Source organism: Terriglobia bacterium (assembly GCA_020072815.1).
In the GTDB taxonomy this organism is placed as follows: domain Bacteria; phylum Acidobacteriota; class Terriglobia; order Terriglobales; family Acidobacteriaceae; genus Angelobacter.
Window position 1 is genome coordinate 60,036 of the sequence record JAIQGE010000017.1, and the last position, 12,690, is coordinate 72,725.

Here is a 12,690-nt window from a genome sequence, read left to right on the forward strand (position 1 = left end):
CGCATCTTCTTATTCGGATGAAGACGCGTAGGACCAGCGCTCATCCCAGCGTCCCAGCAAAAAAGCGCCGTTGCCTTCGGCATCGCGCTCATAGCCCAGCGCTGCCAGGCCTTCGCGGAAGGCGGCCAGAAATTGTTCACGATTGCGTTTCTGCACATCCGCGGCCTTGGGCCGGTTGTCCTCGGACGACTTCCACGCGTAAATCTGCGCCGGCACGTTGATCTTTTTCTCGACGGCGAATTTTGGCGGCTCGCCCTTCTCCAGAAGGTTCACCACGCGCTTGGACTTCAACCACCATTCGGCGACCAAGCGGTCCGTGGGCAACCCGCCCTGCAGCGGCGACGACGAGTATCCGTAATGGTTCACGCTGTAGCGCCGCGCGATGGCCCCCAGCCGCACCATGTTCAGGTGAGCGTTCTTGATTTCCAGCGGATCAAAGGTCCACTCCAGCAGCTCAAAGCCTTGCGCGATGGCGTCATCGCGCTGGACCAGCTTGAGCTTGCGCCCCAGGCCGTAATTGCGCCAGCTCTCGCGCACCGCCAGCATGTGGGAGTGCAGGTAAGCTTGGCCGGCGCGCGTGCCGGGGATGGAAAACGCAAAGCCCACCAGTTCGCCGCCGTCAAACGCGCCAATGATCTGGCCGCCAATCTTCTGGCTGACCACGAACATGCGCAGGGGAATCAGGTCAACGTCGTCAAAGTTCCAGACTTCTTTTTGCAGGGCAACGCAAGCCTTAAATTCGGCGATAGTGCTGCACTTGCGAATGGTGATGCGATCAGCGGCGGTCGCGGTGGTGGTCACGGGCGGTCCTCAAAAGTTTTGGCTCGTTGCCACAGGCTTTCCATCTCGTCCAGCGTGGCGCTTTCCAGCGTCTTGCCTTGACTGGTTAGTTGTTCCTCCAGCCAGCCGAAGCGCCGCCGGAATTTTCGGTTGGTCTTGCGCAAGGCCGATTCGGAGTCCACGGACAGCCGCCGCGCCAGGTTCACCAGCACAAAAAACAAGTCGCCTAGCTCGTCTTCCAGCCGCGCATGCAACTCGTCCGGGATTTTCTCTTTGCTCCCAGGCCGCAGCGCGCCGGCCGTGGCCTGGGTAATGTGCTCTTGCAACTCGCGCGTCTCTTCCTCCAGTTTATCGAACAGCCCGGCAAGTTCCGGCCAGTCAAAGCCCACGTGGGCCGCTTTGGAACTAATCTTATGCGCCTCCATCAGCGCCGGCATTTTGCGGGAGACGCCGTCCAGCAACGCTTCCCTCTCGTGCGGCTCTCCGTCGCCCTGCACACGCGCTTTTTTTTCTTCCGCTTTGATGGCTTCCCAATTCTTGAGGACCTGCTGCGAGTCTTCTGCCTTCACGTCACCAAAGACGTGCGGGTGTCTGGCGATCAACTTGTTGCTGAGCGCATCGAGAACGTGATCAATATTGAACCGTCCTTCTTCCTGCGCCATTTCCGAGTAGAAGAGCACTTGCAGGAGCAAGTCGCCCAACTCTTGCGGCAGCTCTTGCCAGTCGCGGTTGTCAATGGCTTCAATCACTTCATACGTTTCCTCTAAGGTGTAACGCTTAATGGTGTCGAAGGTCTGCTCGCGGTCCCAGGGACAACCGCCGGGCGCGCGCAAGCGGGCCATGATGGCAACCGCTCTCTCGAATTTTTCTCCGGTGGACACGAAATCAATGCTATCATTGCCCAACTTTCCGGACCCTCTGAAAGACACGACGCCCATGTTTCCTTTTGTGCCCGACAGCAAAGGAGAGGTCTGGCTTTGGCCTTTACTGCGCCAAATCCGTGACGTCCTCAAAGGCGCCTTGGAGGCCCGCAAGCTGCTACCCGCTGCATTCGTGCTGATGCTCGGGTTTCTCGCCCTGACCGCCTGGGATGGCTACTCCAGCACCCGTGAATTGCTCAGCGCGCAGGCCTACGTGCAGCGAACCCATGAAGTCCTGCATGAAATGGACGGCGTGGAAGACGGCCTGCAGGACGCCCGCGAAGCCTGGCTCCACTACGTGCTTACCCCGGAAAAGCAGGACAGGGTCAATTTTGAAAGCGCCGTGTTGCGCACCTGGACACAGTTGGACCGTGTTTCGGGAAAAGATCCTGAACATCAGGCCAGCATCAAGCAGTTGCGCGGCTTCATCACCGACGAACTGCAACAGTTGCGCGCCGACGTCTATTCCAACTACTCCAAACGCATTTATCACTCGCCGGAAGCAGATGCCAAGATGGACCGCGTCCGCGATGCCATCCAAAATTTCAAGGACGAGCAGGAACGCCTGCTGCGCGACCGCAACCAGGCAGCGCAGGTGCGCTCCCGCCAGATCACGCGCAGCGTATTTTCCCGCACCATGGTGTTCAGCGGGCTCATGGCCGTGCTCTTTCTGCTGGTCATGCGGGATTCCAAGAAGCTTCGCGTCGCGGAACAAAAGGCGTTGCTGGCCCAAACCGGCCTGGAGGGTTCGCTCCTGCAGCTCAAGAGCGAATCGGAAAACAGCCGGCTTTTGAATGAGCTCCAGGCAGACTTCCAGATCTGCGTAAGCGCCACGGAAGCCTACAAAGTAGCCGCCAGTTATCTGCAACGACTGATGCCGGAAAGCCTGGGTACGGTTTTTGCGATTGATAGTTCGCAAGATGCGATGGATGCGCAGGCCATCTGGCCGTCGCCGGAAGCCGCTCCTTTACATCAGGTGTTTTCCCGCGAAGACTGCTGCGCCGTCCGCGGCGGGCGCTTGCATGCGCACTTGAATTCGCCCAAGGGCATTGATTGCCGGCACTTCACCGCAGCCGTCCCCGCCACCTACATTTGCTTTCCTCTTTCCGCGCTGGGAGAAACCCTGGGCGTGCTGCATTTAAGCGCTCCCAATCCTGAAATGTTCACGGAAAACCGGCTGGCGCTGATCCAGCAGATTGGCGAATACGCCGCGCTGCGGCTGGCCAACCTAAAGCTGAAAGAGAAGCTGCAGCACCAGTCGCTGCGCGATCCGCTCACCGGGCTGTACAACCGGCGGTTTCTGGAAACCACCCTGGAACAGGAACTGGGCCGGACAGCGCGCGGCGGCGCCGGCATCGGCTTGATCATGGCGGACATTGACGGCTTCAAACTTTTCAACGACAAATTCGGGCACGACGCCGGCGACCTGGTGCTCAAAGAGATTGCCGCGTTGTTGCGCCGGTCGGTCCGCGCGGAAGATATTGTCTGCCGCTACGGCGGAGAGGAATTTCTCGCCGTGGTCCCGGAGAGCACGCTGGAGAGCGTGCAGGAGCGCGCGGAGCAGATGCGCGCGGCCGTCTCTAAACTGCAGCTCGACTATGCCGGCAACCGCCTGGGCAAGATTACCGCATCTTTTGGCGTGTCTTATTCGCAGGATGGCGCGGTGGCCTCCAGCCAGCTTTTGCGCTACGCCGACGACGCCCTGTATGAGGCCAAACGCAGCGGTTGCGATTGCGTCCGCCTCAGTGAAGCCGCCAGCGCCAAGCCGCCCGCTTCTGAGACCGACCAGGACAAAGCGCGCGCCCAGGTGCGTTCCATCACCGGCCGCAGCTGAAGCAAGGACTCTTACCCCTTTCTAATCCGTTTCTTTCTAAGCCACCTCTAACCTTCTAGTTCTAGCCTGGATAGTAGTGTTCCGAAGTAATGTTGTTTCTTCGCCCCAAAGCATCCAACAATAGAGGTAGATGATTCGCTCTTTACCACAGCAAGGCCAGGGCTTTGACGTCCTGGTGATCGGCGGCGGCATCAACGGCGTGGCCATTGCGCGAGAGTGTGCTCGCCATGGCAAACGCACCTTGCTGGTGGAGCAAAGCGACTTCGCCTCCGGAGTCACCAGCCGGTCTACGCGGATTATCCACGGCGGGCTGCGTTATCTGGAACAGGGCGAGATCGCCATGGTGCGCGAGTCCCTGCGTGAACGCGAACGCTTGCTTCGCCAGTCGCCGCACCTGGTCCGCGCGCAGCAATTTCTCCTGGTGTTGCCGGGACATGCGCGCTCGTTGCTCCGCAGTTCGCTGGCGGTACGCACCGGCCTGTGGCTGTACCATCGCTGGGCCGGCGAGCAAAAGTCTGCTCCGCCTGACCTGCGCCTCCTGGAACAGCAACTCGACTCCGGCCGGCAGTGGGCGATTTACTCCTACGAAGACGCGCAGTGCGAATTCCCGGAACGCCTGGTGGCCGAGTGGCTCGTTGAGGCCGTCGAAGCCGGCGCTTTGGTGCGCAACCACACCAAGGTACTGGCGATTATTCACAGTAACGGCCGCGCTACCGGCGTCCGCCTGCGCGACGAAATCTCCCGCCAGGAATACCAGGTCTCCGCCACCTGGATCGTGAACGCTACCGGCCCGTGGGCTGATCTGGTTGCCGGCTCTTCCGGCATCAAGGCCGCGCGCATGGTGGGCGGAGTGCGCGGCTCGCATTTGGTGCTGCCCAAATTCGCGGGCGCGCCAGAAAATCCCGTTTATACCGAAGCGCTCGACGGACGTCCTATCTTCGTGCTGCCCTGGAACCACCAAGTGCTGGTCGGTACCACAGAGGTGGCCGACTCGGCCGCGCCGGACAACGCCCAGCCCAGGGCTGATGAAATCAACTACCTGTTCAACAGCTTTACCAGTATCTTCCCGCACTCCGGGCTCACGCCGGCGGATGTGCGTTATGCGTTTGCCGGAATTCGTCCTCTGCCCTACGCCCCGGGCAAGTCCTACTCGGCGGTCACGCGCAAGCATGTCCTGTTTGACCACAAAGATGACGGCGCCGCCGGGATGATCTCCGTCATCGGCGGCAAGCTGACCACCGCGGCCAGCCTGGCCCGCGACGTTGCCCGCAAGATCGGCATCCCAGTCCCTGAGCCGGTGAACGTCTTTGCCGCGCCGGCACAAGAAGAAGGCGTGGACATGGTGGTGCGGCAATGGTCGCACACCGTGGCCAGCAAAGCCCGCATTCGTGAGGATTGCGCGCAAGGCATTGCCGAATGGCACGGTCGTCACGCTCTGGCCATTGCCCATGCCGCGTCGCTGGACGAGCATCTGCGCGAACCCATCTGCGCACACAGTTGCCACCTGGTGGCTGAAGCCGTGGACGCGGTGGCCCACGAGTCAGCGATTACGCTGGGCGATATTGTTCTGCGTCGCGTTCCCGTGGCCCTGGGCGCATGCTGGTCAGAAGCCTGCAGCCGAGAAGCCGCACGGAAAATCGGCGGCACCTTGGGCTGGGACCAGGCGCGCATTCACCAGGAACTGGATAGCCTGGAGCAAGAACGCGAGAAATTCCTGCACCCAAGACAAGTCCCCAACACGCCTGATGCCGCCACACCTGAAGCGCGGCCGCTGATGAAGACCGAGAGCACGTAAGCCGACTCGTCTCTTACGAACTTCGCCAAGACGCAACTAGACGATCGTGAGTGGCCCGCTTCGCGCTGTAGCGCAACGCTGTGCCTCACTAAGAGCGCAACTGTTAGAATGACTCCGCTATGCCTACCGTAAATGGGCTGTTCTGGAACCGAAAGCAAGCAAAATCGCCGCGCTTGTTGGTTCTGGCCCTGGTCTTGTCCGGCGGATGCCAGTCGTCATTTCTTTACAAATGTCACGACGCGGAGGGCATTGATCGAAAGAAACAGTTGGAGATTTTCGGGGCCAGCATGTTGTTCGTCCAGCTGGCCGTTGAAGGCTACATGGACGCTGCTTACGCCCATTTCAGCGACGCCGCAAAGGCCAACACTTCCAAAGATCAATTTGCTCAAGTTTTGCAGGTATTTAAGCCGGCGCGCCACTTCGAAGGCTATCGCCTCGAAAAGATCATGACCGTAACCGGATGGGGAGATACCTCAAAGACCAATGGCGTCGCCATTTGCTCGAATGATATTGCCCATCCTGAGCTCGGCGTGACTGTGGCAATACAAAAGGTCCCTGAACAAGCGTATACGCTGATCTCAGCCAGGAGCACAACCAGCCACGAAAGCTGGATCATTTCTGTTTGGCTGGTTCCGCACGCTGGGACGTGGGAGGTGAACGCCTTCCACGCAACGATACAAACTGCCGTAGGCAAGAAGGCAGAGGATTTTCTCGCGATGGCCCGGGCGGAAAAAAATCGCGGACACGCCCTTAACGCGGGCTTGTTGTACTCCGGCGCCGCCAGTCTCGCCGGGCGCGGTCCTTTCCTTCACACTGGAATGGAGGATCTCATTCACCAGGAAGCACAACAGGTCACTCCACCTCAGGAGTTCCGCGGTCGCGCTCCTTTCCCCTTCGCCGGGCCATCAGGTCCGTTCTCCATTCTCCGTGTCAATCTCACGCCTCTAGATGGGAAAATCTACTTGGTGATTGCGTACGAGACCGATCCATGGAAGGACTCTCGAGAGATCGAAAAGAAGAACCATGCGCTTATCAGGGCCTTCGCCACCCGATTTCCTGAATATTCCGAAGTCTTTGGAGGGATCATTGCCGAAGCGACTGAGCTTGGGGGAAATAATGGTTGGCGTACGGTCGAAGAGAAAACTGCGATCTTGTCCCACGCAGCGTCGCCAGGCAATCAAGAATGATTGGAGGCAAAAGAGTGGTTCGCGCTTCCGCGCAGGAATCCAGGGTTGTACCATTTGAGTGTTGCTATCGATCATCGGAGGATTCGCATGGGAAACATCATTCAATTCAAGCGTCCTGATGGAAAAACTTGTCCTGGCTACCTGGCCTCGGCCAAGGGAGATGCCGGCGCGCCCGGTTTCGTCGTCATTCAAGAATGGTGGGGGCTGAATCCTCAGATCAAGAAGACCGCTGACCGCCTTGCCGAAGGCGGCTACCACGCGCTGGTTCCGGATCTCTACCGTGGCAAAGTCGCCAGCGCCGCCGACGAAGCGGCCCACATGATGGCGGGCGTCAACTTTCCCGATGCGGCCGAGCAGGACATTCGCGGCGCCGTGCAGTACCTCAAGCAGACGTCGAAGAAAGTTGCCGTGGGCGGATTCTGCATGGGCGGCGCGCTAACGCTGCTGGCCGCCGGGCGCGTCCCGGAGATGGACGCCGGCGCCTGTTTCTACGGCATTCCGCCGGCCAACGTGCTTGATCCCAAGACCATCAAGGTCCCGCTCATCTGCCACTTCGCCAACCAGGACGACTGGTGCACGCCCGCCAAGGTGGACGAACTGGAGGCCGCGCTCAAACAGTCGAAGTCAAAATTCGAGCTGTATCGCTACAACGCGCATCATGCCTTCATGAATGAAGCGCGTCCTGAAGTTTACGACGCGCAGAGCGCCAAGGCCGCGTGGGAGCGGACCATGAAGTTCCTGGAGAAGGCGCTGGCGTAATGGCATGGCCTGAACCCATCACTTTGCGCGGGAGGCATGCCGTCCTCGAACCGCTCACCCACGCCCATCACGACGATCTGGTCGAAGCGGTGCAAGACGGCGAGTTGTGGAAGCTGTGGTACACCGTAATTCCGCCGCCGGACAAGATGAGCGTGGAGATTGACCGCCGGCTCGACCTGCAAGCCAAAGGAACCATGCTTCCCTTTGCCGTTCGCGACATCCGCACGGCCAAAGTCGCCGGCATGACCACTTACATGAATATTGACGCGCCCAACCGGCGCGTGGAGATTGGCTCCACCTGGTACCGCAAGAGCGTGCAGCGCACGGCGTTGAACACAGAATGCAAACTGCTTTTGCTCACGCATGCGTTTGAATCCCTTGAATGCATCTGCGTGGAGCTGCGCACACATTTCTTCAACCATCAAAGCCGCCGGGCCATTGAGCGCTTGGGCGCGAAGCTGGACGGCGTCTTGCGCAACAACCAGATTCTGCCCGGAGGGACCGTCCGCGACTCCTGCGTCTACAGCATCATTGCCGGCGAATGGCCCACGGTGAAGGCGCACCTCACGTGGAAGCTGAACCGGGCAGCAGCTGGGGCGTAGAAGCGCCGAGACAGTTTGCGAAGTGCGCCGCAAGGACGCGAAACGGAATCGCACTTCTTGCCGGTACCGCTAGTTCGCGACTGCCGGCCGTCTTCCCGCTCAAGCGACGCCACCCGGAACAACCTGGACGACAAACCATTCGGCGCCATAGCGCTTGAGGTGGAGTGTCACTCCGCCTGCTTGCAGCTTGCCTTCCCAATCGTGCAGTTCCACGGTGGCTTCGTCGGTAGACTTGCGGGTGATGGTCCAGTTCAAAAAGATTCCGCCCAGCGGGTGGTCCTTCTTCCATGCGGCTTCTCTTTCTTTGGAGAGATACAGTACGCGTCCGCGGTAGCCTGCCACCTGGATGGGCTTGGACTTGGGGCCAACCAGAATGAGATAGCGCGACTGGCTCAGTCCATATTCGGCGAAGAAGGCTTTCTGCAGAATCCTCGCGTCTTCGTCCTCGGGCGCACCCTTGGCCGAATACAGGGGACAGGGGTCGGCGCCATCGGGAATTCCATCACCGTCAGTATCGGGATTGTGGGGATCGGTGCCTAGTCTTTGCTCTTCGATGTCGGTCAGGCCGTCACCGTCGGAATCGCGCTCAACGTCGGCGACGGAGATGTGCCAGGTCTGCTCACCCAGAGCCGGGGCGGATTGCAGAGGCGGGAGGTGGCCTTCCATGATCCCGCGCGGCCCGGGCTCATCCTGTGTGAAGCGAAAGACCAGGTGGCCCGGGACCTGTTCCTGCAACCGAGGCTCGCTGATGCTGCGGTAAATCTTTTGCGGCAGCAGATAGGGTCCGTGCCAGGAGCTTTTGTCCTCAGGGTTGGTACTGGTGATGAGATACAGATCGTTGGCGTCCCCCAAAAAGTACTCATGGATCACCGCGTAGGTTACGCCGTCCGCTCCCTTCACCGAGGCCAGTGGTTTCTGTACTTCATTGTCAGAAAAATGCCACATGGGATGGGTGATGATTCCCAGCTTAAGCGTCTTGGGCACGGGCATGCTGTCCCTGGCCAATTGCTCGATGCGGCGCGCCGCAGCCAGACTCTCCGGCGTGCCCAGTTCGCCCAGGCGGGCGTAGGCGCGTACTCGTAGCTCCTTGGTGCTACGCCCGAGCAGGGCCCGGCCAGGATTTTCCTCCGGGTCAGTCTGCGCAATCTTCTCCAGGGCGACGACGTTCGTCAAAGTTGCGATGTCTGGAGGCTCTGCCCGTCGGCTGTCGCTCGCCAGCGAAAGGCCGAGAAAGAAAGTCGTGAGCAAGGTCAGCGAGGAACACCAGTTCATGAATGCCCCCTGGCGAATCGAGACTGTGCTTACCGTAAAGAACCGGCCCGTCAAAAAGCGCCAGCTAATTAGACGGGCCTGCAAAAGAACGGGCAGCGGCTCGATTCTTACGCCGGTGTGACTAAGGACGATTCATCCCGGCGCTGAGCGGGCGGCGTCACAATCTGTTCTTGCCTGCTTTTTTGGCCTTGGCCCAGCGTGCTTTCGCAGCCAGCGACAGCCTCTTCTTTGCTGCTGCACTCATTTTGCGCCGCTTACTTGGTGCGGAGAATGACGCGTGGCCGGTGCGGCTTCCCCGCAGGGCCTCGATGGCCGCAACCACGCGGTCCCGCTGTTCTGTCAGTCTTTCAACGAAGCTAGTGGTATTCATAGATTTGAATTATAAGCGGTGATGGCCGGTTGCCGATCGTCCCCAGTTAGACCTTGCTCTTTTTCTTTTCGCGATCAATCGCCCACAGCAGTAGAATCGCACCCACCACCGTCATCAGAGGAAACAGCATGTTAAGACCGATGATCGATGCTGGCACAATTTTTGTTCTACCTAACTCGCATCCTGGTGGTGTCCTAATTAGGACACTACTCGCATCCCCGCGTCCTTGCTTTCTCACACTCCGCGGTGACCTGTGTCACAGCCCGCACGCGACGCAATTGTTACGTTAGGGTGTGGCTTGGTGTGGGTCTGATCTACAGGATGGAAGCTTGAAAAACCGACATCGTCGCCCATGCCACTCCGCTCACGCGCGTACCGCTTGCCACATGGGTGCGCCTGAAGGGACCGCGTATCTGCGTCGTATATGACGCTCACGAACCTCCGCAGCGGCAAGGCCGCGAAGATTCAGAAGGAGGAAGCAATGAAATTCACAAAGGCTTTGTTTATCGCATTCAGTATTCTTGCGCTCTGTCTGTTCGTACTGCCCCAGGCAAACGCGGATGAGTGGAACAAGAAGACCATCGTTACCTTCAGCCAGCCGGTCGAGGTACCGGGTGTGGGCGCCCAGATCCTGCCGGCGGGTACATACGTTTTCAAGCTGTTGGACTCGCAATCCAACCGCAACATCGTGCAAATCTTCAACGAAGACGAAACCCAGGTGTTGACGACAATTCTGGCGATCCCCAATTACCGCCTGCACCCGACTGACGAGACCGTCCTTACGTTCCGCGAGAGGGCGACCGGCACGCCGCAAGCAATCCGCGCCTGGTTCTATCCAGGACGGACATGGGGACAGGAATTTGTGTACCCCAAGGCCAGGGCCATTGAACTGGCGAAGAGCACACAGGAACCCGTTCTCGAGACACCTACTGAGCTAGCCAACGCGCCTCTGGAGGCCTTCGAGACGGCCCCGGTTGAGACCGTTCAACCCAGCGGAGAAATCATGGAACCCACCGTTGAGCAGCCTGCGGCCCTGCCGCACACTGCCAGCCCTCTGCCTTTCTTTGGACTGGTTGGGCTGCTGACTCTAAGCGCGGGCTTTGCGGTTTCAATGTTCCGCAAGCGCATTGCTTAAGTAAAGTCACTTCGTTATGCTCGCAAGATTGCGAGAGAGCTGGGTGGTACGCGAGTACCACCTCGCTTTTTCCAACAACCGCGACCGTAACAGCAGACTTCTTCGGCCAACACACAGAAATTCAGAAAAGGCTTCAACGTATGAAAAGGCCTTCTCCATTCAGACCACAACTGCCAGGTGAGACCAGCCTGAGCGTTTTCGATTGCGAAACACGCACCGCCGCTGTACATCACTTCGCTCTGCGATTTCTAGCGGTAGTTTTTCTGCTTACGGCTCTGCCGGGTATCGCCCGGCCTCAGGCATCCTCCACTTCACAAAACCGCCCGGGCCAACAGCCTACGTTCCGATTGGAAACCGATCTGGTGGTCTTGCACGCGACGGTGCAGAACCAGAGAGGCGTTTTGGTCTCCGGGCTGGAGAAAAGCGATTTCCAGGTCTATGAGGACGGCGCTCTGCAGCAGATCAAACATTTCAGCCATGAAGATATCCCGGTCACCGTGGGCTTGGTGATTGACAACAGCGGGAGCATGCGGCCCAAGCGCTCGCACGTGATCGCCGCTGCTCTGGCGTTTGCCCGTTCCAGCAACTCACAGGACCAGATGTTTGTGGTCAACTTCAACGAACGGGTTTCCTTTGGCCTGCCGGCGGCCATTCCGTTTACTGACCAGGTGCCCCAGTTAGAGCTTGCTCTGGCCAAGTTTGCCGCCGATGGCGAGACGGCGCTGTATGACGCCGTGGCAGTCGCGCTGGACCACCTCAACAAGGGCAATCGCGACAAGAAAGTGCTGGTAGTCATCAGCGACGGAGGCGACAACGCCAGCAGGAACAACCTGGCCAAGGTGATCGCCATGGCGCGGCAGCCGGGGACCATCATCTACACCATCGGCCTTTTTGATGAAACCGATGAAGACCGCAATCCCAAAGTGCTCAAGCAACTCGCCCACGAGACTGGCGGCGAGACGTTCTTGCCGACGGCCATCAAGGAAGTGGTACCCATCTGCGAGCGAATCGCCCGTGATATTCGCAACCAATACACCATCACCTACGTCCCGACCAACAAGAACCAGGACGGGGCCTATCGCGCCATTGAGGTCAAGGCCGCTGCGCATGGCCAGGGGGCTTTGCAGGTCCGCACCCGCGCCGGTTATTACGCACGCACTGGGGTGCAGTCGATGCCGCAGCCGGCGCCGCCGGAGAAAGGCGGCCGGCCATGAAACCCGGCGGCAACCCGCGGATGTTGCGCCAGAAAGATCGGCCCCGAAGAACACCAGCGCAGAGATGGCTCGATTGGCTTCAATACTTCTTCTTTGCCGTTGCGCTCCTCACGCTCTGTTACGTCGGGTTCACACTGCTCGACGCGAAACTCTATCAGGCCGACCAGAACCGGCAATTTGAACAAGCGAAGAATTCAGCGCCCGCGATACCTGACAGTGATCTTCTCTCCGAATCTCCTGCTCCCGTTGAGCCGCTGTCCGCGAGTCCTGCCACCACGGCAACCGCCCTCCGCGGACCCCATGCGGTGGGACGCATCGAGATCCAGAGAATCGGCCTGGCCGCCATGATCATGGAAGGCACTGACGAGCGGACTTTGCGGCGGGCCGTCGGGCATTTTCCCGGCACGGCGCTCCCCGGACAGCGCGGGAACGTGGCCATCGCCGGACATCGCGACACTTTCTTCCGCGCCCTGCGCAACATCCGCAAGAACGACGAAATCACCCTGGAGACGGCCACCGGGTCGTACCGCTATCAAGCTGACTCTACTGAAGTGGTCGAACCCCAGAACACTGAAGTGCTGGACAGCTCTGATGACTCGCGGCTGACGCTGGTGACTTGCTATCCGTTCTCGTATGTTGGCCCGGCGCCCAAGAGATTTGTTGTGCATGCGCACCGAGTGAGATGAAGCATCGCCAGACCAAAATGCAAGCCTAATAGCCTTGAGGTTTTGACGATACTCGTGGAGCACAGCCGCCCTCGGCTGTGCATTGTCTCTGCGACCTCTGCGTCCTCTGCGGTGAAATTCCAGGGCTTGGCTTTCA

Annotated in this window: 11 protein-coding genes; 8 read left to right on the forward strand and 3 right to left on the reverse strand. The window is 59.4% G+C overall.

From position 1 onward, the window contains the following. Positions 1 to 9 precede the first annotated feature (9 nt). Positions 10 to 801 (reverse strand): GNAT family N-acetyltransferase, encoded by a 792-nt coding sequence (locus LAO20_18865; GenBank protein MBZ5533496.1) that lies wholly within the window; start codon positions 799 to 801, stop codon positions 10 to 12. Further along, entirely contained in the window at positions 798 to 1,718 is a 921-nt protein-coding gene (mazG, locus tag LAO20_18870; protein MBZ5533497.1) for a nucleoside triphosphate pyrophosphohydrolase, read from the reverse strand. Before mazG ends, LAO20_18865 begins: the two co-directional genes overlap by 4 nt. On the opposite strand from mazG, the gene LAO20_18875 reads away from it, so the two are divergent. The 5 genes from LAO20_18875 to LAO20_18895 all read left to right on the forward strand — a co-directional run bounded on the left by LAO20_18875 (position 1,717) and on the right by LAO20_18895 (position 7,877). Beyond that, positions 1,717 to 3,534 (forward strand): diguanylate cyclase, encoded by a 1,818-nt coding sequence (locus LAO20_18875; protein ID MBZ5533498.1) that lies wholly within the window; start codon positions 1,717 to 1,719, stop codon positions 3,532 to 3,534. The genes mazG and LAO20_18875 overlap by 2 nt on opposite strands. Positions 3,535 to 3,664: 130 nt before the next feature. Then, positions 3,665 to 5,329, forward strand: coding sequence for a glycerol-3-phosphate dehydrogenase/oxidase (locus LAO20_18880; GenBank protein ID MBZ5533499.1), 1,665 nt, complete (start codon positions 3,665 to 3,667; stop codon positions 5,327 to 5,329). 119 nt (positions 5,330 to 5,448) lie between these two features. Next, positions 5,449 to 6,516 (forward strand): hypothetical protein, encoded by a 1,068-nt coding sequence (locus LAO20_18885; GenBank protein MBZ5533500.1) that lies wholly within the window; start codon positions 5,449 to 5,451, stop codon positions 6,514 to 6,516. A gap of 87 nt (positions 6,517 to 6,603) precedes the next feature. Next, on the forward strand, positions 6,604 to 7,275 hold the full coding sequence (locus LAO20_18890) for a dienelactone hydrolase family protein (protein ID MBZ5533501.1): 672 nt from the start codon (positions 6,604 to 6,606) through the stop codon (positions 7,273 to 7,275). Continuing rightward, complete coding sequence (locus tag LAO20_18895; protein ID MBZ5533502.1) at positions 7,275 to 7,877, forward strand: GNAT family N-acetyltransferase; 603 nt, start codon at positions 7,275 to 7,277, stop codon at positions 7,875 to 7,877. Before LAO20_18890 ends, LAO20_18895 begins: the two co-directional genes overlap by 1 nt. A gap of 99 nt (positions 7,878 to 7,976) precedes the next feature. On the opposite strand, the gene LAO20_18900 is transcribed toward LAO20_18895, so the two are convergent. After that, positions 7,977 to 9,149 carry a thrombospondin type 3 repeat-containing protein gene (locus tag LAO20_18900; protein ID MBZ5533503.1) on the reverse strand — a complete coding sequence of 391 codons (1,173 nt, stop codon included), beginning with the start codon at positions 9,147 to 9,149 and terminating at the stop codon, positions 7,977 to 7,979. A gap of 851 nt (positions 9,150 to 10,000) precedes the next feature. Here LAO20_18900 and LAO20_18905 point away from each other — a divergent pair. The 3 genes from LAO20_18905 (at position 10,001) to LAO20_18915 (ending at position 12,554) form a co-directional block, all read left to right on the forward strand. Then, entirely contained in the window at positions 10,001 to 10,654 is a 654-nt protein-coding gene (locus LAO20_18905; protein MBZ5533504.1) for a hypothetical protein, read from the forward strand. A gap of 347 nt (positions 10,655 to 11,001) precedes the next feature. Beyond that, positions 11,002 to 11,868: a VWA domain-containing protein gene (locus LAO20_18910; GenBank protein ID MBZ5533505.1), complete on the forward strand. Its 867-nt coding sequence runs from the start codon at positions 11,002 to 11,004 to the stop codon at positions 11,866 to 11,868. After that, positions 11,865 to 12,554: a class D sortase gene (locus tag LAO20_18915; protein ID MBZ5533506.1), complete on the forward strand. Its 690-nt coding sequence runs from the start codon at positions 11,865 to 11,867 to the stop codon at positions 12,552 to 12,554. Before LAO20_18910 ends, LAO20_18915 begins: the two co-directional genes overlap by 4 nt. Positions 12,555 to 12,690: the final 136 nt, after the last annotated feature.